Genomic DNA, 20,073 nt, shown 5'->3' with positions numbered 1-20,073 from the left:
AATAACCATACACAAACAAAAACTAGCCAATATCTACCAAAGTATGAGAGCAAGGAAAATTTTAATTATTAATGGCCATCCTGATAAAGAAAGTTTCAATTTCGGTCTTTCGGAAGCCTATAAAAAGGGGGCTAAAAAAACTGATGCTATTATAAAAGAAATTAACATCAGAGAATTGAATTTTAATGTAAACCTTGAATTTGGTTACAGAAAACGCACCGAACTTGAACCCGACTTGTTAGATGCTCAGGAAAAACTAAAATGGGCAGACCATATTGTTTGGATTTATCCTGTTTGGTGGGGGTCTGTACCTGCAATTATGAAAGGTTTTTTAGATAGAGTTTTATTACCTGGATTTGCTTTTAAAAAAAGAGAAGGTTCTGCGTGGTGGGATAAGTATTTTACTGGAAAAACAGTGCGCTTAATTTGTACAATGGACCAACCAACTTGGTATTACAGACTGATTAACCGAAGTCCTTCTCATCATGCCATGAAGAAACTAACCATGCAATTTATAGGTGTAAAAAAGGTTAAAATAACATCTATTGGACCCTTGCGACTCTCGAACGCTAACTTCCGTGAAAGGTGGTTACAAAAAATTGAATTACTTGGTGCAAAAAACAAATAAAACAAAATAAGTTGCTTTATTTACTAACACTTCAAACACAACAATCCCAATTCCAAACCCACAACCCTAGCAGATAGCTGCGTTAGGGATTGCAGTGGAAATCCTTTTTATGAGGCACGAATAAAAAGATTGTAATGTAAAGCCCGCCCCTTGTGGTAACCTTCCTGCCGGCAGGAAGGCGCCTATAAAAAAAACACCTGTTTAAAACTCCTTAATAACTCCAATATTCCCTGTAATTTTTATGCTTAAAATTTGAGTAAAAAGACCTAAATTTGCCTTTTTTAAAACACTCACAAACCGAGACATAATGATTCACTTCTTTGGAAACATAACTAGCAACGTTTTTGCGGTTCAAACAACAAAAGAATTATTGCCTGATACCATTTTAAAATTAACCTGGTTATTTGGCAACCAACCTAAAATTGAGCAAGCATCGATAGATGCTTTTTTTGTTGGCCCTCGTGCGGCTATGATTACGCCTTGGAGTACCAATGCGGTTGAAATTACCCAAAATATGGGCATTAGTGATATTATTAGAATTGAGGAGTTTAAAGCGGTTACCAAAGATTTTAAGGATTTTGACCCGATGATTTCGGAGAAATTTAAGGGCTTAAACCAAAACATGTTTACCATTGCTATTACCCCTGAACCGATACTTGATATTGAGGATATTGCGGCGTATAACCAGCAGGAAGGCTTATCGTTAAGCGATGAAGAGGTGGTGTATTTGGAAGGTGTTTCGAAAAAAATTGGTAGACCCTTAACAGACTCTGAAGTGTTTGGGTTTTCGCAAGTGAATAGCGAGCATTGTAGACATAAAATTTTTAACGGAACCTTTGTTATTGATGGTGAAGAGAAACCTACCTCGTTATTTAAATTGATTAAAGAAACATCGAAACAACACCCTAACACGATTGTTTCGGCGTATAAGGATAATGTGGCTTTTATTGAAGGCCCGAAAGTGGAGCAGTTTGCACCTAAACGCGCTGATATTCCAGATTTTTACACCACACAGGACTTTAATTCGGTGATTTCGCTTAAAGCGGAAACGCACAATTTCCCAACAACGGTTGAGCCTTTTAATGGTGCGGCAACAGGTTCGGGTGGTGAAATTAGAGATAGACTTGCGGGCGGAAAAGGTTCGTTACCATTAGCGGGAACTGCGGTGTATATGACGTCGTATTCGCGATTGGAAGCGAATCGCCCTTGGGAAAAAGGCATGGTGGAACGCCCTTGGTTGTACCAAACCCCAATGGATATTTTAATTAAAGCTTCGAACGGTGCTTCAGATTTTGGAAATAAATTTGGGCAACCGCTTATTTGTGGTTCGGTTTTAACTTTTGAACACGATGAGCAAAACGATGTCTCCCTGAGCGCAGTCGAAGGGCCTCAACGTAAATTAGGTTACGATAAAGTGATTATGCAAGCTGGTGGTATTGGTTATGGCAAAAAAGAACAAGCATTAAAAGACACCCCTAAAACTGGCGATAAAATAGTAATTCTTGGTGGTGAAAATTACCGTATAGGCATGGGTGGTGCTGCGGTATCATCCGCAGATACTGGTGAGTTTGCTTCTGGCATTGAATTGAATGCTGTACAGCGTTCCAACCCAGAAATGCAAAAACGTGCTGCCAATGCGGTGCGTGGCATGGTGGAAAGTGATGAGAATTTTATCGTATCTATTCACGATCATGGTGCTGGTGGACACTTAAATTGTCTGTCGGAATTGGTTGAAGATACCGGTGGAAAAATTGATTTGGACGCCTTACCTGTTGGCGACCCAACCCTATCTGATAAAGAAATTATTGGTAACGAATCTCAAGAACGTATGGGATTAGTAATTGCCGAAAAGCATATAGAAACGCTGCGTAACATTGCCGATAGAGAACGTTCGCCCATGTACACCGTTGGTGATGTAACTGGTGATGATAGATTTACGTTCCAATCTAAAACCAAAGGCAACAAACCTATGGATTTGGCCATGGAAGATATGTTTGGAAGTTCCCCTAAAACCATCATGACCGATAAAACGGTGAAGCGTCATTACAGCGAATTAAACTATAAAGCAGACGATTTTTACAGCTATTTAGACCAAGTTTTACAACTGGAGGCAGTGGCTTGTAAAGATTGGTTAACAAATAAAGTAGACCGTTGTGTTGGCGGTAAAGTTGCCAAACAACAATGTGCTGGCCCTTTACAATTACCACTTAACAACGTGGGTGTGATGGCGCTAGATTTTAAAGGTAAAGAAGGTATTGCGACTTCTATTGGGCACTCGCCTATTTCTGGATTAATTAGTCCGGTGGCTGGAAGCAGAAACAGTATTACCGAAGCCTTAAGTAATATTATTTGGGCGCCTTTAAAAGATGGTTTAAAATCGGTTTCGCTTTCTGCAAACTGGATGTGGCCTTGTAAAAATGAAGGTGAAGATGCGCGTTTATACGAAGCGGTTGAAGCGGTTTCAAAATTTGCTATCGATTTAGGTATTAATGTGCCTACCGGAAAGGATTCGCTTTCTATGAAGCAAAAATACCCGAATGAAGATGTGATTTCTCCTGGAACAGTCATTATTTCGGCTGCCGGAAATTGTAACGACATTACCAAAGTGGTAGAGCCTGTTTTTAAGCACAATGCTGGTGATATTTATTACATCAACTTATCAAAAGATAACTTCAAACTGGGCGGAAGTTCGTTTGCACAAGTATTAAACAAAATTGGTAATGATGCACCTAATGTGAATGATGCCGCATATGTTAAAACGGTTTTTAATACCATACAACAACTTATTGTTGACGACATCATAGTTGCAGGACACGATGTGGCTTCTGGTGGATTGATTACAACTTTACTGGAGTTATGTTTTGCAAATACCAATACAGGTGCAGAATTAGACCTTTCTGCTCTAGGTGAACAAGATGCTTTTAAAGTGTTGTTTGCTGAAAATGCTGGTTTGGTAATTCAAGCTAAAGATGCTTCCATTGAACGTGTTTTAGCTGATGCGAATATTGAATTTTATAACATCGGAAAAGTAACAGCGTCTGATGTGTTGAGTATTATCAATAACACCGATGTGTTTACCATGTCGGTTTCAAGATTACGCGATGTTTGGTATAAAACATCATTCTTACTTGACCAAAAACAAACGGCCAATGGATTAGCGGAAGACAGATATAACAATTATAAAAATCAACCTTTAGAGTATACGTTCCCGAAACATTTTACGGGTAAATTAAAAGATGTCATTGCGAACAAAGTGAAGCAATCTGCTTCTGATGGAACGATTGCCGCGTCGCAAACTCCTCGCAATGACGGTAAAAGACCTAAAGCTGCTATTCTACGTGAAAAAGGATCAAACTCTGAACGCGAAATGGCAAACGCCATGTATTTAGCTGGTTTTGATGTGAAAGATGTGCACATGACCGATTTAATTTCTGGTCGTGAAACCCTTGAAGATATTCAGTTTTTAGGTGCTGTTGGTGGTTTTAGTAATTCGGATGTTTTAGGTTCTGCCAAAGGTTGGGCAGGTGCCATTAAATACAACGAAAAGGCGAATACGGTTTTTCAGAATTTCTTTAAAAGAGAAGACACCTTATCTGTAGGCATTTGTAACGGTTGCCAATTGTTTATGGAATTGGATGAAATTAATCCGGAGCATGAAATACACGGAAAGATGGTTCATAACGATTCGCATAAACACGAAAGTGGCTTTACATCGGTAAAAATTCAAGAGAATACATCAGTAATGTTATCGACGCTTGCTGGAACTACGTTAGGTGTATGGATTTCGCATGGTGAAGGTAAATTTAAGTTGCCTTACACTGAAGACAAATACAACATTGTTGCTAAATATGCTTATGCTGAATATCCTCATAACCCGAACGGTTCAGATTTCAATACTGCCATGATGTGTGATAAAACAGGAAGACATTTGGTAACAATGCCACATATAGAGCGTTCGACATTCCAATGGAATTGGGCCCATTATCCTGATGGTAGAAAAGATGAAGTTACGCCTTGGTTAGAAGCGTTTGTAAATGCTAGAGAGTGGTTGGAAAAGCATTAAAAAACGCTTAACCAACCATTAAATATTTTGTGTTACTTGGTAATCATTTTTGAAACCCCTTGAACTTTTACAATATAAGTGCCTTTAGTAAGGCTATTGATATTGATTTGACCTTTAGGTGCCTCAATGGTTGAGTTGATTACCGTTCTGCCTAACATATCTATAATTTGAACCTGCCCTAAATTTAGATTTTCTAACGCAAGATTTAAATAATCGCCAGTTACTGGTACAGGATACAAGCGAAGATTATTGCCTTGTTTCGTCTTGTAATCGACACTTAATGTACCGCTACCTCCAAAACCAACAACTAAACCTACATCTGATTGTCTGTAAGGTCTGCCAGTTCCGCTAGCATTAAACTCTTCTGCTCCAGCATCAAAATTTGCTGGTCTTGAACCGCCTATGATATCTTCGGTTAAAAAAGGATAAGAACCCGTGGCGTAATCTATGGCTGCACTTCCGCTAGTAATTCTGTAAAAATCGGTACCAGAAGTAAGCAAACCTGAAGTCACATTAATGTTACCCGTTGCTGTTACAGACCCAAAAGAATCGAATGTTCCGTTTTGTTTTATATTATTCTCATACTTTGAGGCTGCTCCTATTAATTGCGTTGTTACCTGAATAGCTTTATTGGTGTTTTCATACATGATGTTGTTGGCAATAATAACATCTTGAGGCGCCTGATTTTGAGTACCTGAACTGAAAGTCGCCCCTACTCGAATACCTAAATCGCAGTTTACAAACGTGTTGTTTATAATGGTTGCGTTTTTTACTTGATAATAACCATTTAATGGACTATTTAAAATGCCGTTATGAATATTGATGCCGGCAAGTCCGTTGGTTGATGAATTATTTGGATATTTCGCAACCGTGCCTTCGATATAATTGTTGTAAACTTTATGGTTTTCACCCATCATTCGAATACCTCCGCTAAAAGATTGCCCATTGGCTAAAAAGAAGTTGTTATAAACTTCGCAGTTATCACCATGTCTTAAAGTTAATGCGCCTGAATAATCTTCGAAAGTATTGTTGTAGTATTTATTGCTGCCACTTTTATTTGAAATGACTTCAATCTCGCCAACAAAATTGTAGAAATAATTGTCGTAAACTTCAGTAAACGAGTCTGATAATGATGTCGAACTGCTTCCAATTCTAATCGCATCTTGATCGTTTTCATCATTAACCACACCAATAGGCGTTCTATCGGCAAAATAATTATGATGAATTTTATGATAGTTTGCAATGGTTGAACTTCTGTTGTCATTAATAATACTTCCAACGCCATTTTTACCAATAAAAGACGAATAGCTTACTTCGTTATTCGCGCCTCTCAATAAAATCCACTTATAAACACTTGTTGCTTGTGCTGCCGATTGGTTATAAGAATCTATTTTGATATTGGTTACTGTACAATTATTACAATCGTTAGACGCCTTAAAATCTATTACCGGTGTCCCAGTCGCGATGTTGGAAGCGTTTTGAAAAACAACGCCTTCAAAAATAATATAAGACCCGCCCATTTTAACAGAGCATTTCCCTTCAAAGAATACACTCCCTGGTGTTTGAGCCTTTATTGTTACTGGATTAGACATCGTTCCAGATTTTTGAATAGTGATCTGAACGTCTGTCCATGTTCCGTTAGCCAATGTTATGGTTGTGCCAGGAACCGCGTTGCTAATTGCTGTATTTAATTCGGCATTTGTGGTAACCGTTTGCGCTCCTAGAAGCCCACCAAATAAAAACAATACAAATAGAAAGAAAGGAAATGTAATTTTTTTCATAACATCTAAGATTAAACTTGATTATAAAATTGATTAACCAATCTGGTTAACCAAATATACGATTAAAAGTAAACCATGATACAAAAATGAAAAAATAAATTTGGGCTTCATTACAAACACCCTTAAACACTCAAAAAGAAGGACTTATACAGCTAATTGTTATTACCTATTTATAAAAAAAACGTGTTACCTAAGTATGTTTTATGTAAGAAAAAAGTAACGCACATTTTTCTAAAAACGCTAATGTCATCACTTTAAATGAATTAACTCGTCATTTTAAATCATATGTCATTATTAAAAACATAATCATTCTAATTTCAAAAAGAAAGCCAGAAATGAAACATTCATCTCTGGCTTTGCAATTCAAAAAAATAAATAAAAAAATAAAAAAATTATTATAGGGATGATTTAATAGCCGCTTGAGCCGAAACTAATCTTGCTATAGGTACACGATAAGGTGAGCAACTCACATAATCCATTCCTGAATTATAGAAAAACTCTACCGAGCTTGGTTCGCCTCCATGCTCTCCACAAACTCCAACTTTTAAATCTGGTTTTATGCTTCTACCGCGTTCGATACCGAGATTGACTAACTGCCCCACCCCTTCTTGATCTAGAACTTCAAAAGGATCGTCTTTTAGAATTCCTTTTTCGATATAAATTGGTAAAAACTTACCCGCATCATCACGAGAATAACCAAATGTCATTTGGGTTAAATCGTTTGTTCCGAACGAGAAGAAATCTGCTTTTTTAGCAATTTGATCTGCTAATAAAGTTGCTCTAGGAATTTCAATCATCGTTCCAACCAAATATTCAACTTTATCATTGCGTTCTTCAAAAATCTTATTGGCAGTGGTTCTAATAATTTGCTCTTGGAATTCAAATTCTTTAACCGTTCCGATTAAAGGCACCATGATTTCAGGTTTACAAATGATACCTCGTTCTTTTAAATTAATTGCCGCTTCAATAATAGCACGTGTTTGCATTTCGGTAATTTCAGGATAGGTATTTCCTAATCGACAACCACGATGACCCAACATAGGGTTAAACTCTTCCAGCTCTGCTACTTTATTTTTTACAGCTTGTAAAGAAATATGCATTTCTTCCGCCAGTTCTTTTTGAGTTGCCAGTTGGTGAGGTACAAACTCATGCAACGGTGGGTCTAGTAAACGAATGGTTACGGCATAACCTTCCATGGCTTCAAAAATACCTTCAAAATCGGCACGTTGCATAGGCAGTAAATCTTCTAAAGCTTGTTTTCTTCCTTTAACAGTATCGGCCAAAATCATTTCACGCATGGCTTTAATTCTGTCAACTTCAAAAAACATATGTTCGGTACGCGTGAGTCCAATTCCTTGCGCCCCATAACTCCTTGCCACTTTAGCATCGTTAGGAGAATCGGCATTGGTACGCACTTTCATTTTTGCATACTTATCAGACAGCTTCATGACTTCTGCAAATTCACCGCTTAACTCGGGCTCCATGGTCGCTACTTTACCTTCAATGATATTTCCTGTAGAACCGTTTAAAGAAATCCAATCGCCCTCATGATACACATGATTACCAACGGTTAAGGTTCTTGTTTTATAATTTATTTTTAATGCGCCAGCACCAGAAATACAGCATTTACCCATACCTCTTGCAACAACCGCAGCATGCGATGTCATACCACCACGGGCCGTTAAAATACCCTTGGCAATATTCATCCCTTCTAAATCTTCAGGAGAGGTTTCTATTCTTACCAGAATACTATTTTTGTATTTATCGGCTTCATCTGCGAAGAACACAATTTTTCCTGTGGCAGCTCCTGGTGATGCTGGTAAACCTTGAGCAATAACATGTGCTCTTTTTAAGGCTTTAGGATCAAAAATAGGATGTAATAATTCATCTAATTTATTTGGTTCGATTAACAATAAAGCTTCTTTTTCGTTAATCATACCTTCTTTTAGTAAATCCATGGCAATTTTTACCATAGCGGCACCGGTACGTTTACCATTTCTGGTTTGCAATATCCAAAGCTTTCCATCTTGAATAGTAAACTCCATATCTTGCATATCGCGATAATGCTTTTCGAGGATATCTTGGTACGAGTTAAGCTCCTTATACATTTTAGGCATTAATTCCTCCAATGACGGATAATTTTCCAATCTATCGTCTTCTTCAATTTTGGCTAATTCTGCCCAACGTTGAGATCCTAGTTTTGTAATTTGTTGAGGCGTTCTTACACCTGCTACTACATCTTCACCTTGTGCATTTATTAAATACTCACCATTGAAAACATTTTCGCCAGTTCCGGCATCACGTGTAAAACAAACGCCAGTACCAGAATTATCACCCATATTTCCGTAAACCATGGCTTGCACGTTTACAGCTGTTCCCCAATCGGCAGGATAGCCATTCATGTTTCTATAATAAATAGCTCTATCGCCATTCCAACTATTGAAAACGGCTATTATAGCACCCCAAAGTTGTTCCCATGGGTCACTTGGAAAAATCAAACCTTTTTTCTTTCTAACAACATCTTTAAAATCGAAAACTAAGTCTTGTAAATCTTGAACCGAAAACTCCGTATCTAGATTTATTCCACGTTTTTCTTTAAGGTTTTCAATAATTTCTTCGAATGGATCGATATCTTCTTTAGATTCTGGCTTCATGCCTAAAACCACACCGCCATACATTTGTATAAATCTTCGGTAAGAATCCCAAGCAAAAAGCTCGTTATTGGTTTTTTTAGCTAATCCTAATACGACCTCATCATTCATACCTAAATTTAAAACGGTATCCATCATTCCTGGCATTGAAACTCTTGCCCCAGATCGCACAGATACTAACAATGGATTTTCTTTATCGCCAAATGTTGTACCCATTAAAGATTCAATGTTTGCAATGGATGCTTCAACCTCTGCTTTTATTAAGTCAACTACAGCATCTTTACCTAGTAAATTATATTCGGTACAGACTTCAGTTGTAATCGTGAACCCTGGCGGCACTGGTATGCCTATGGCGCTCATTTCGGCTAAGTTGGCACCTTTACCTCCTAAAAGGTTTTTCATTGTACTATTTCCGTCAGCTTTTTTGTTTCCAAACTTGTAAACTCTAGCTTTTACCTCTTCAAGTATTTCCATAATTTTTGATTTAAAATTGCACTTAAAAACACTAGTAAATGTAGCCACTTAAAGGAAAATATTTAATGATAAAAATCATGTAAAATGCAATAAAATGAGGAATTACGAAGATATTTTTAGAATTTAATAAGATATCTCTCGGATAGTAAGAATTTCATATTTTGAATAGCTCAAAATAACCAGTCTATTGGACTTTTTTTGCATATGAAATCAAAAAAAAGCACCTTCAAAAAACGAAGATGCTCTTTCTTGCAATTAACTAAAACTTGACTTATACTAATTCAAACTCTTTATTTATCTTTTTATACGCTTGATTAACTTCTCGTTTCATGAATAACGAAACCACTAAAGCAACTACAAATAATCCTGCAAACACAGTTAAAGTAGCATCTAAAGAACCTGTGGCGTTTTTAACAACATCGTAAATTGTTGGTCCTACAACACCTGCTAATCCCCAAGCAGCGAGAACCATACCATGTATTGCACCCAATTGTTTGGTTCCAAATAAATCTCCTAAAAAGGCAGGTAATGTTGCAAAACCACCACCGTACATGGTAATTACTGTAAACAATACAATTAAGAAACTTAATTCCATGGTCATTTTTGGCAAGAAATAGAATGCCAAAATTTGAAATGCAAAGAATATAATATAGGTGTTTGCACGCCCTAAATAATCAGATAAGCTAGACCATAAAATTCTACCTAATCCGTTAAATACACCTATAAAACCAACTATTGCTGCGGCTTCCATTGGAGTGTAATTTAATTTTTCTTGCATCATTGGGCTTGCCGCTGATATGATGGCTATACCGCATGCAATGTTTATAAACATCATGATCCAGATGTAATAAAAACGATTTGTTTTTAATGAAGCATTGGCATCAATATTAGACATATCGGCTTTAATGGTTTTACCTTCTCCAGGTTTGAAACCTTCCGGCATATACCCTTCTGGTGGTCTTTCAATATATCTTGCAGATGATAAAATTAGTACCATGTAAATAACACCTAAAATATAAAAGGCATTAGATACCCCAACAGCATCAAACAACGATTGCATGACTGGGCCAAATATTAAGGCGGCAAAACCGAAGCCCATAATAGCCATTCCTGTGGCTAATCCACGTCTGTCTGGAAACCATTTTACAAGTGTACTTACTGGTGTAATATAACCTAAGCCTAAGCCAATACCTCCTATAACGCCATAGCACAAATAAAATAACCATAACGATTCTAGTTGAACGGCTAGACCCGATCCTAAAATACCTATACCGTAAAAGAATCCGGCTGTTGTTCCGCTTACTTTTGGTCCTACTTTCTCTACCCAGCGACCTAAAAATGCCGCTGATAATCCTAATAATAAAATAGCAATTTTAAATGCCCATTTTATAACACTACCATCAACATCAAAAATATCTTTAACAGGGTTGGTCATTACTGAATAAGCATAAACGGAACCAATTGAAATATGAATTCCAACTGCCGATGCCGCAATTAACCAACGATTTTTTAATTTTTGTGTTTTCATCTTTATCTTCTTTAATACTGAAATTATCAGTATTGTTTAGTTTACTTTTACTTCTTTGAAATAGTTTTGCAGTATTTCTTTTGCAGCATCTATTTCTTCTTTTGTATTCTCACGAGCTTCTTTTAATTGATATTCCCATCCTAAAGCTTCCCATTTATGAATCCCTAGTTTATGATAAGGCTGAAGCTCAATTTTTTCTATAGTCTCATACTCCTTAAAGTATTCACCCATTGCATGTAATAAGTTAGGCGTATTGGTAATTCCTGGTATTAACACATAGCGTAACCACATTTTTTTACCTGAAGCCTCTCTATGTTTTGCGAAATTGAATGTCGTTTCTTTGTTACGTTGTCCGGTTATATACTCATATCCTTCCTCTGTCATATGTTTTACATCCAACATCACTAAATCTGCATATTTATCTATAAGTTCTTCAGAAAAATGATTTAGAACTCTACCATTAGTATCAATATTGGTATGAATACCTTCTTCTTTAAGACGTTTAAAAAACGGAATTAATGCTTTGGATTGTAGCAATGGTTCACCGCCAGAAACGGTAACTCCGCCTTTTTTTCCAAAATAAGGTTTCAATTTTATCGCCATCTTTACAAGCTCATCGATATGATATTCTTTTCCTCCTACCGTATCAATAGTATCTGGATTATGGCAGTACAAACATTTAAGTTTGCAGCCTTGAAGAAAAAGCACCATTCTTACGCCTGGACCATCATGGGTTCCGAAGGACTCAATGGAGTGTACGTTTAATATGTTATCTTTAGTTTTGATACCTTAAATTTTTTAAAATAAGCATCCCAAAAAGAAGTTTTGACACTTCTTTTCAAGATGCTACTCAAATATTAATAAAAAAATTACATGGACTCGTGGAACGAACGTGTTATAACTTCCATTTGCTGTTCTTTCGTTAATCTTACAAAGTTTACAGCGTATCCTGAAACACGTATGGTTAATTGTGGATATTCTTCTGGATGCTCCATAGCATCTAGTAGCATTTGTTTATCTAAAACATTTACATTTAAATGTTGTGCTTTATTGATAAAATATCCATCGATAATTGACACTAAGTTCTCGATTCTTTCTTCTGAATCCGCTCCTAAAGATTTAGGTACAATTGAGAAGGTATTTGAGATACCATCTAAAGAATCTTTATAATCAATTTTTGCAACCGAATTTAATGAAGCAATAGCACCATTACAATCGCGACCGTGCATTGGGTTTGCGCCAGGAGCAAATGGAATTCCGCTTGGTCTTCCATCTGGTGTAGCACCAGTTTTCTTACCATAAGACACGTTTGATGTGATTGTTAACACAGACATTGTTGGTTCTGCATTTTTATAAACAGGTAGCTTTTTCAATTCATCATTAAAATCTGCTACAGCTTTTGCAGCTAAAGCATCCACACGATCATCATCATTTCCGTATTTCGGGAACTCCCCTTCAACTTTAAAGTCTACGGTAAGTCCGTCTTCATTTCTAATTGGTTTTACTTTAGCATATTTAATTGCAGAAAGTGAATCGGCAACAATAGATAAACCAGCAATACCATAAGCAATATTAATACTAGGATTAGTATCAATTAAAGCCATTTGTGCTTTTTCGTAGTAATACTTATCATGCATGTAGTGAATAATGTTCATTGAATCATTATAAACTCTCGCAACTTCTTTCATGGCAATTTTAAAATTAGCCATTATTTTATCGTAATCTAAATATTCACAATCGCAAGGCTCAATACCTTCTACCATTAATGTGCCCGTAGTTTCGCAACGTCCACCATTAATAGCAAGTAATAACGTTTTTGCTAAGTTTGTACGAGCTCCGAAAAACTGAATAGATTTACCTAAATCTTGGTAAGAAACGCAACAAGCAATTCCGTAATCATCAGAACCACGTTCTGCTCTCATTAAGTTATCATTTTCAAACTGAATTGAAGATGTATCAATGGCTACTTTAGAGCAATAAGCTTTAAAGTTTTCTGGTAATTGCTCAGACCAAAGAATTGTCATATTTGGTTCTGGTGAAGGTCCTAAATTGTATAAGGTATTTAAGAAACGGTAAGACGTTTTAGTTACTTTAGTTCTTCCGTCTTCAAACATTCCTCCAATAGCTTCTGTTACCCAAGTAGGATCTCCTGCAAAAATTTCATCATAAGCTGCCATTCTTAAGTGACGAACCATACGTAACTTCATCACAAATTGGTCGATATATTCTTGAGCTTCTTCCTCGTTAATTAAACCTTCTTGTAAATCGTTTTCAATATAAATATCTAAGAAAGTAGATACATTTCCTAAAGACATGGCTGCACCATCTTGTTCTTTTACAGCTGCTAAATATGCCATGTACGTCCATTGTACAGCTTCTTTTGCATTATCAGCAGGACGACTTAAATCTAGGTTATAAGTTTTACCTAGTTCAAGCATGTCTTTTAGTGCTTTAATTTGCTCTGAAACCTCTTCACGCAAACGGATAACCGCTTCAGTCATAGGACCAGTAATATTTGCTAAATCTTTAGCTTTTTCTTCAATTAAAAAGTTAATTCCGTAAAGGGCCACACGACGGTAGTCACCAATAATTCTACCTCTAGCATAATTATCAGGTAATCCTGTTAAAAACCCTAACGAACGGAATTTTCTAATTTCCTCATTATAAGCATCAAAAACACCATCATTATGTGTTTTAACGTATTTAGAAAATAAGTCTGTTAAAGCATCATTTGGTTTTACACCTTGTTCTGCTAACGCTTTTTGAACCACTTTAAAACCTCCAAAAGGTTTCATGGCTCTTTTTAATAATTCATCGGTTTGCAAACCAACAATAACTTCATTTTCTTTATCGATATAACCCGCACCAAACGAGCTAACCGTTGAAATCGTTTCTGTATCTACAGATCGTACACCATTATTTTTTCGTTCTTCCTGTGTAGCTGCTTTGCAGACCTCCCATAATTTAAGAGTTCTTTCGCTCGGACCAACTAAAAATTCGTGTGTTCCGTGGTAAGGAGTAATGTTATTGTATACAAAATCTCTAACATTAAGTTCCTCAGTCCAAATCCCGTAATTAAATTGTTTTACTTCCATTTTTTTATGTATTAATATTTTAAGAAATCAAATTTTATAAGTACATCACAAAATTAAATACGGGGCTTCATAATAAACCTGATAAATGTCAGTAAATCCCTAAAACCCAATAAACCAAGTGATTTTATTTTACGAAAACGTTTGAGTTTAATCCTTTTAAATTGTGATTAATCTACAACCTTAACACTTTAAATAGAAAATTGACAATAAAAATGATGTAATTAAAGTTTTTTTGCAAAATTTCAATAATTACATTACACTTTTAATAAAAATTACTAGTTCATTGTAAAGATTTATGAATATTTTGAAATTGAAATAATCGTACTACTTTTTTTTTAATTTGAACATAAAATGAGTTCAATGATTCTAAAACTAAGGCAATAACCTATTTATTTTTCAACCCATTAGACCAATACATACCTATCATTAAAACAATCATTTTTTTTTTAAGTTTTCATCTTGACATTATAGAGTATTTGAAATTCCTATTTAATTTCATACTTTGCACAAAGGCTACAACTAAACTTATGAAAGAAATAACCAGACTTTTTGATTTTGCTTACTACCAATTAGAAAATAAACCTAATGATGCTGCATTAGTTACAAAATATAACGGAGCATGGGTTAAAACCTCAACTCAAAAGTATATTGATAAAGCGAATTGCATTAGTAGAGCATTGCTACGATTAGGTGTTAAAAAAAATGATAGAATTGCCGTTATTTCATCGACTAACCGTACCGAATGGAATTTCATGGATATTGCAGTTTTACAAATTGGAGCTCAAAATATTCCAATATATCCTACAATTTGTGCTGAAGATTATGAATATGTTTTGAATCACAGCGAATCAATTTATTGTTTTGTTTCAGACGAAGAAGTTTTAGAAAAAGTAAGAAAAGTACAAGGAAATACAAAACTGAAAGAGGTCTACTCTTTTGATCATATAGAAGGCTGTAAACATTATTCAGAATTATTTAAACTAGGTGAAGACACTTCTAATCAAAATGAAGTTGATGCTCGGAAAGATGAAGTTAAACCTGAAGATTTGGCTACAATAATTTACACTTCGGGAACCACTGGAAAACCTAAAGGCGTAATGCTTTCGCATTGGAATATTACTAGTAATGTATTGGATAGCTTCCCTCGAGTACCTCTAAAAGGAAATAATACAAGAGTTTTAAGTTTTTTACCTATTTGCCATATTTTTGAACGCGTTCTTATATATGTATACCAATATGCAGGAACATCAATCTACTTTGCAGAAGGCATTGATAAAATAGGTGATAACGCCAAAGAAATAAAACCCAATTTAATGAGTGTTGTTCCAAGACTTCTTGAGAAGGTTTACGACAAAATTATGGCTAAAGCTGAAGAACTATCAGGCATTAAAAAAATGTTGTTTTATTGGGCTGTAGGTTTGGGCGAAAAGTGGGAACCTTACGGAAAAAATGGCGCATGGTATGAATTTAGATTAAAAATTGCGAACAAGCTTATTTTTAGTAAATGGCGAGAAGCCCTAGGCGGCGAATTATATACTATGGTTTCTGGAAGTGCGGCTTTACAACCTCGATTATCTAGAATTTTTGGTGCCGCTGGCATGCAAGTAATGGAAGGTTATGGTTTAACTGAGACTTCTCCAGTAGTTTCAGTTGGTAAATATGAGGGCCATTTATTTAAAGTTGGTACAGTTGGTAAGCCTATAGATCATGTAGAAGTTAAGATAGCCGAAGACGGCGAAATACTAATAAAAGGCCCTAATGTGATGATGGGCTATTACAAAGATCCTGAAAAAACGGCTAGCGTCATGACAGGTGATTATTTTCATACTGGCGATAAAGGAGAAATTGATGATGATGGGTTTTTAAAAATTACAGGTCGTAAAAAAGAAATGTTTAAAACCTCAGGTGGCAAATATATTATCCCAACACTTCTTGAAAATGAATTTAAGCAATCCCGTTTTATAGAGCAGATTATGGTTATTGGCGAAGGCGAAAAAATGCCTGCAGCTTTAATACAGCCAAATTTTGAGTTTATTAAAGATTGGATAGATCATAAAAGTCAATCTATTGGAACCTCTTTTGAAGATATTGTGAATTCTCAAATAATTCATGATCGCATTCAAGAAGAAATTGATCAGTGCAACAAGAAGTTTGGAAAATGGGAGCAAATCAAGAAATTCGAATTGACACCAGAAATTTGGTCTATTGATGCAGGTCACCTAACGCCTACTTTAAAAATGAAACGCGATGTAATTAAGAATAAGTATCTCGATTTAATTGAAAAAATTTATCGCCCATAATTAATTTTAGCACTTCAGAATAAAAATCAAATTTCAAAATTTACTGAGAAAAACACAATTATTATTGTAATAATTTATCAATATTGCAATAATTTAATACTTAATTTGATGTTTTAATAAGTCTTTAATACATTTAAGAACTAACTAATTAAAATAAATCAAATGAAAACAAAAAACTTTTTAGTTTCAGGAATTGTTGGAGGTATAGTCGATTTCCTTTTAGGATGGCTTTTCTACGGAATTATTTTTGCGAGTACCTTTCCACAACCAGAAGAAAATTCTAATACCATGATTATGATTTTCTTGGGATGTATGACTTTCGGATTATTTGTTGCTTACATCTTCACCAAATGGGCACAAATAACCACCGCAATGACGGGCCTTAAGGCTGGTGCTACAATTGGCTTGTTTGTAGGTCTCTTTTACAACTTCTTTAATTTGGCCATGAACACTGAGTTCACATTTGAACTTGCTGCGATTGATGTAGGTATTTCTATAGTCATGTCTGCTATTATAGGGGCCGCAGTTGGTGCTGTAAATGGAAAGTTAGGATAGCCTTTATCTTATACATTTCTAAGATTTTTAATACGTTGAAAATCTAATATCATAAAACAATTATAATTTTATCAAAAATACTATGCATGCATAGTATTTTTTTTTATATTTGAGCACATCAACAAAAAAGTATGAAGGACAAAACCATCGATTATATGCTGAGAACTACCTGGTTAACAGTTCAAAAAATGTATAATGAAGAAGCCTCGAAATTTGATAGTACCATGGCCACTGGTTTCACCTTATTAAGTATAGACCCAGATAAAGGAACGCCATCAACGGCATTAGGACCAAAAATGGGAATGGAAGCTACCAGTCTATCTAGAATTTTGAAAACCATGGAAAAAAAAGGATTAATTGAAAGACATCCCAATCCTGAAGATGGAAGAGGCGTAATAATTTCTCTCACAGATTTTGGAAGAGAAAAAAGAGCCTATTCAAAAGATAGAGTACTTACATTCAATGAAACCATCAAAAAAAATATTTCTGAAGAAAAATTAAAACATTTTTATGAAGTTGCCGAAATCATAAATGAGTTGGTTTCAAACAAGAAAATATACAATCAATCAGATAGTTAAAAAATAAAATGAGCAAGCGAAGAATTAAAAAAGTAGCCATAATTGGTTCTGGTATAATGGGAAGTGGTATAGCATGCCATTTTGCCAATATAGGGGTAGATGTCCTATTATTAGACATTGTTCCTAGAGAACTAAATGACAAGGAAAAAGCCAAAGGTTTAACGTTGGAAGATAAAATAGTTAGAAATAGATTAGTTAATGATGCCCTAACGGCATCTTTAAAATCTAAACCCTCTCCTATTTATCATCAATCATTTGCCAACCGTATAACTACAGGAAATTTAGAAGACGATATTGCTCAAGTTGCCCATGTAGATTGGATCATGGAAGTTGTTGTTGAGCGATTAGACATCAAACAACAAGTTTTTGAAAAACTAGAAAAACATAGAACTCCTGGTACATTAATTACTTCGAATACTTCAGGTATTCCAATTAAATTTATGAGTGAAGGGCGTTCTGAAGATTTTCAAAAACATTTCTGCGGAACACACTTTTTTAACCCTGCGCGTTACTTAAAATTATTCGAAATCATTCCGGGTCCAAAAACAGATGCTGCCGTTTTAGATTTCTTAAATGAATATGGCGAAAAATTCTTAGGTAAAACATCAGTAATAGCTAAAGATACACCAGCATTTATTGGAAATAGAATTGGTATTTTTAGCATACAAAGTTTATTTCATGCGGTAAAGGAATTAGATTTAACCATTGAGGAAGTTGATAAATTATCTGGACCGGTAATTGGTCGTCCAAAATCGGCAACCTTCCGTACTGTTGATGTTGTTGGCTTAGATACACTTGTGCATGTTGCGAATGGTATTAGAGAAAATTGCCCTAACGATGAACGTTCAGAGCTTTTTAAACTGCCTGACTTCATCAATACCATGATGGAAAAAAAATGGTTAGGTAGCAAAACAGGACAAGGCTTCTACAAAAAGCATGTTTCTGCTGATGGCTCTAAAGAAATTCTTTCATTAGATTTAAATACCTTAGAATATCGTGAAGCTAAACGCGCAAAATTTGCAACCTTAGAACTAACTAAAACAATTGACAAGGTTGTAGACCGTTTTAAAGTTTTAATTTCTGGGAAAGATAAAGCAGGCGAATTTTATCGCAAAAGTTTTACTGCACTATTCGCATATGTTTCAAACCGAATCCCTGAAATAACAGATGAGCTCTACAAAATTGATGACGCTATGAAAGCTGGATTTGGTTGGGAACATGGTCCTTTCCAAATATGGGATGCTATTGGCGTTGAAAAAGGTATCGAATTAATGAAAGCTGAAGGATTAGAACCTGCTGCTTGGGTTAATGACATGATTGCATCTGGAAACACATCTTTTTACACAGTAAAAGAAGGGGCTTCCTTTTATTATGATATTCCTTCAAAAACACAAACGAAAATTCCGGGTCAAGATGCCTTCATCATATTAGACAACATCAGAAAATCAAATGAAGTATTTAAAAATTCTGGAGTTGTTATTGAAGACTTAGGTGATGGTATATTGAATTGTGAATTCCAATCTAAAATGAACACCATTGGTGGCGATGTTTTAGCTGGATTGAATAAAGCGATAGACTTAGCTGAGAAAGATTTTGATGGATTAGTTATAGGTAATCAAGGAGCAAACTTCTCTGTAGGCGCAAATATTGGAATGATTTTCATGATGGCTGTTGAGCAAGAATACGATGAATTGAATGCGGCAATAAAATATTTTCAAGATACGATGATGCGCATGCGTTATTCATCAATCCCAACTGTTGCAGCACCTCATGGTATGTCCTTAGGTGGTGCTTGTGAATTGTCTATGCATGCTGATAAAGTGGTTGCTGCTGCTGAAACTTACATGGGTCTTGTAGAATTTGGAGTTGGCGTTATTCCAGGTGGTGCCGGATCTAAAGAAATGGCCTTAAGAGCTGCAGATACCTTTCAAAAAGGAGATGTTGAATTAAATACTTTACAGGAATACTTCTTAACTATTGGTATGGCTAAAGTTTCTACTTCTGCTTACGAAGCATTTGATTTAGGAGTACTTCAAAAAGGAAAAGATATTGTTGTTGTGAATAAAGACCGCCAAATAGCAACGGCGAAAGCACATGCTAAATTAATGGCAGATATAGGATATACACAGCCCGTTAAACGCAAAGACATTAAGGTGTTAGGAAAACAAGCTTTAGGTATGTTCTTAGTTGGAACAGACGCTATGGAAGACAGTAACTATATATCTGAACATGATAAGAAAATTGCTAATAAACTCGCATATGTTATGGCTGGAGGTGATTTATCGGAACCTACACTGGTAACCGAACAATATTTACTAGACCTAGAACGTGAAGCTTTCTTATCGTTATGTACAGAAAGAAAAACCTTAGAACGTATTCAACACATGCTAACTAAAGGAAAACCATTAAGAAACTAAGAA

The 20,073-nt window shown here is 35.5% G+C and carries 11 protein-coding genes; 6 read left to right on the top strand and 5 right to left on the bottom strand.

The genetic code is table 11. The annotated features are described in order from the left end of the window. Positions 1 to 43: 43 nt before the first annotated feature. Together O5O44_RS05615 and purL are read left to right on the top strand one after the other, a co-directional pair. Positions 44 to 628 (top strand): NAD(P)H-dependent oxidoreductase, encoded by a 585-nt coding sequence (locus O5O44_RS05615; protein ID WP_289196082.1) that lies wholly within the window; start codon positions 44 to 46, stop codon positions 626 to 628. A gap of 307 nt (positions 629 to 935) precedes the next feature. Beyond that, positions 936 to 4,691: a phosphoribosylformylglycinamidine synthase gene (gene purL / locus O5O44_RS05610; RefSeq protein ID WP_289196081.1), complete on the top strand. Its 3,756-nt coding sequence runs from the start codon at positions 936 to 938 to the stop codon at positions 4,689 to 4,691. A gap of 32 nt (positions 4,692 to 4,723) precedes the next feature. Here the strand turns inward: purL and O5O44_RS05605 are convergent, their stop codons facing one another. The 5 genes from O5O44_RS05605 to pflB all read right to left on the bottom strand — a co-directional run bounded on the left by O5O44_RS05605 (position 4,724) and on the right by pflB (position 14,220). Continuing rightward, positions 4,724 to 6,472 (bottom strand): chondroitinase-B domain-containing protein, encoded by a 1,749-nt coding sequence (locus O5O44_RS05605; RefSeq protein ID WP_289196080.1) that lies wholly within the window; start codon positions 6,470 to 6,472, stop codon positions 4,724 to 4,726. Between the two features lie 395 nt (positions 6,473 to 6,867). Beyond that, the gene (gene ppdK / locus O5O44_RS05600) at positions 6,868 to 9,597 is read right to left on the bottom strand and encodes a pyruvate, phosphate dikinase (protein WP_019387085.1); all 2,730 of its coding nucleotides are present in this window, start codon (positions 9,595 to 9,597) and stop codon (positions 6,868 to 6,870) included. 271 nt (positions 9,598 to 9,868) lie between these two features. Then, positions 9,869 to 11,125, bottom strand: coding sequence for an L-lactate MFS transporter (locus tag O5O44_RS05595; RefSeq protein ID WP_019387084.1), 1,257 nt, complete (start codon positions 11,123 to 11,125; stop codon positions 9,869 to 9,871). A 36-nt stretch (positions 11,126 to 11,161) separates the two neighbouring features. Next, positions 11,162 to 11,836 carry a pyruvate formate-lyase-activating protein gene (pflA, locus tag O5O44_RS05590; protein ID WP_289196079.1) on the bottom strand — a complete coding sequence of 225 codons (675 nt, stop codon included), beginning with the start codon at positions 11,834 to 11,836 and terminating at the stop codon, positions 11,162 to 11,164. 158 nt (positions 11,837 to 11,994) lie between these two features. Continuing rightward, positions 11,995 to 14,220: a formate C-acetyltransferase gene (gene pflB / locus O5O44_RS05585; protein WP_289196078.1), complete on the bottom strand. Its 2,226-nt coding sequence runs from the start codon at positions 14,218 to 14,220 to the stop codon at positions 11,995 to 11,997. Positions 14,221 to 14,747: 527 nt separating this feature from the next. Between pflB and O5O44_RS05580 the strand changes: the two genes are divergently transcribed. The 4 genes from O5O44_RS05580 to O5O44_RS05565 all read left to right on the top strand — a co-directional run bounded on the left by O5O44_RS05580 (position 14,748) and on the right by O5O44_RS05565 (position 20,070). Beyond that, positions 14,748 to 16,520, top strand: coding sequence for an AMP-dependent synthetase/ligase (locus O5O44_RS05580; protein ID WP_289196077.1), 1,773 nt, complete (start codon positions 14,748 to 14,750; stop codon positions 16,518 to 16,520). Positions 16,521 to 16,682: 162 nt separating this feature from the next. Further along, a complete protein-coding gene (locus O5O44_RS05575; RefSeq protein WP_019387080.1) occupies positions 16,683 to 17,075 on the top strand; it encodes a DUF1761 family protein in 393 nt (130 codons plus the stop codon). A gap of 131 nt (positions 17,076 to 17,206) precedes the next feature. Further along, positions 17,207 to 17,653 carry a MarR family winged helix-turn-helix transcriptional regulator gene (locus tag O5O44_RS05570; protein ID WP_026009994.1) on the top strand — a complete coding sequence of 149 codons (447 nt, stop codon included), beginning with the start codon at positions 17,207 to 17,209 and terminating at the stop codon, positions 17,651 to 17,653. A gap of 8 nt (positions 17,654 to 17,661) precedes the next feature. After that, positions 17,662 to 20,070 (top strand): 3-hydroxyacyl-CoA dehydrogenase/enoyl-CoA hydratase family protein, encoded by a 2,409-nt coding sequence (locus tag O5O44_RS05565; protein WP_289196076.1) that lies wholly within the window; start codon positions 17,662 to 17,664, stop codon positions 20,068 to 20,070. Positions 20,071 to 20,073: the final 3 nt, after the last annotated feature.

Origin of the sequence: Algibacter luteus, assembly GCF_030344935.1 — a bacterium.
GTDB lineage: Bacteria > Bacteroidota > Bacteroidia > Flavobacteriales > Flavobacteriaceae > Arenitalea > Arenitalea lutea.
Note: the sequence above shows the minus strand (reverse complement) of the source record. Positions and strands in the feature narration are given on the sequence as shown.

Coding starts and splice junctions, on each gene's coding strand:
- O5O44_RS05605 (WP_289196080.1), bottom strand. CDS start 6,472: ATGAAAAAAATTACATTTCCTTTCTTTCTATTTGTATTGTTTTTATTT.
- O5O44_RS05615 (WP_289196082.1), top strand. CDS start 44: ATGAGAGCAAGGAAAATTTTAATTATTAATGGCCATCCTGATAAAGAA.
- O5O44_RS05575 (WP_019387080.1), top strand. CDS start 16,683: ATGAAAACAAAAAACTTTTTAGTTTCAGGAATTGTTGGAGGTATAGTC.
- pflB (WP_289196078.1), bottom strand. CDS start 14,220: ATGGAAGTAAAACAATTTAATTACGGGATTTGGACTGAGGAACTTAAT.
- O5O44_RS05565 (WP_289196076.1), top strand. CDS start 17,662: ATGAGCAAGCGAAGAATTAAAAAAGTAGCCATAATTGGTTCTGGTATA.
- O5O44_RS05580 (WP_289196077.1), top strand. CDS start 14,748: ATGAAAGAAATAACCAGACTTTTTGATTTTGCTTACTACCAATTAGAA.
- pflA (WP_289196079.1), bottom strand. CDS start 11,836: ATGGTGCTTTTTCTTCAAGGCTGCAAACTTAAATGTTTGTACTGCCAT.
- ppdK (WP_019387085.1), bottom strand. CDS start 9,597: ATGGAAATACTTGAAGAGGTAAAAGCTAGAGTTTACAAGTTTGGAAAC.
- O5O44_RS05595 (WP_019387084.1), bottom strand. CDS start 11,125: ATGAAAACACAAAAATTAAAAAATCGTTGGTTAATTGCGGCATCGGCA.
- purL (WP_289196081.1), top strand. CDS start 936: ATGATTCACTTCTTTGGAAACATAACTAGCAACGTTTTTGCGGTTCAA.
- O5O44_RS05570 (WP_026009994.1), top strand. CDS start 17,207: ATGAAGGACAAAACCATCGATTATATGCTGAGAACTACCTGGTTAACA.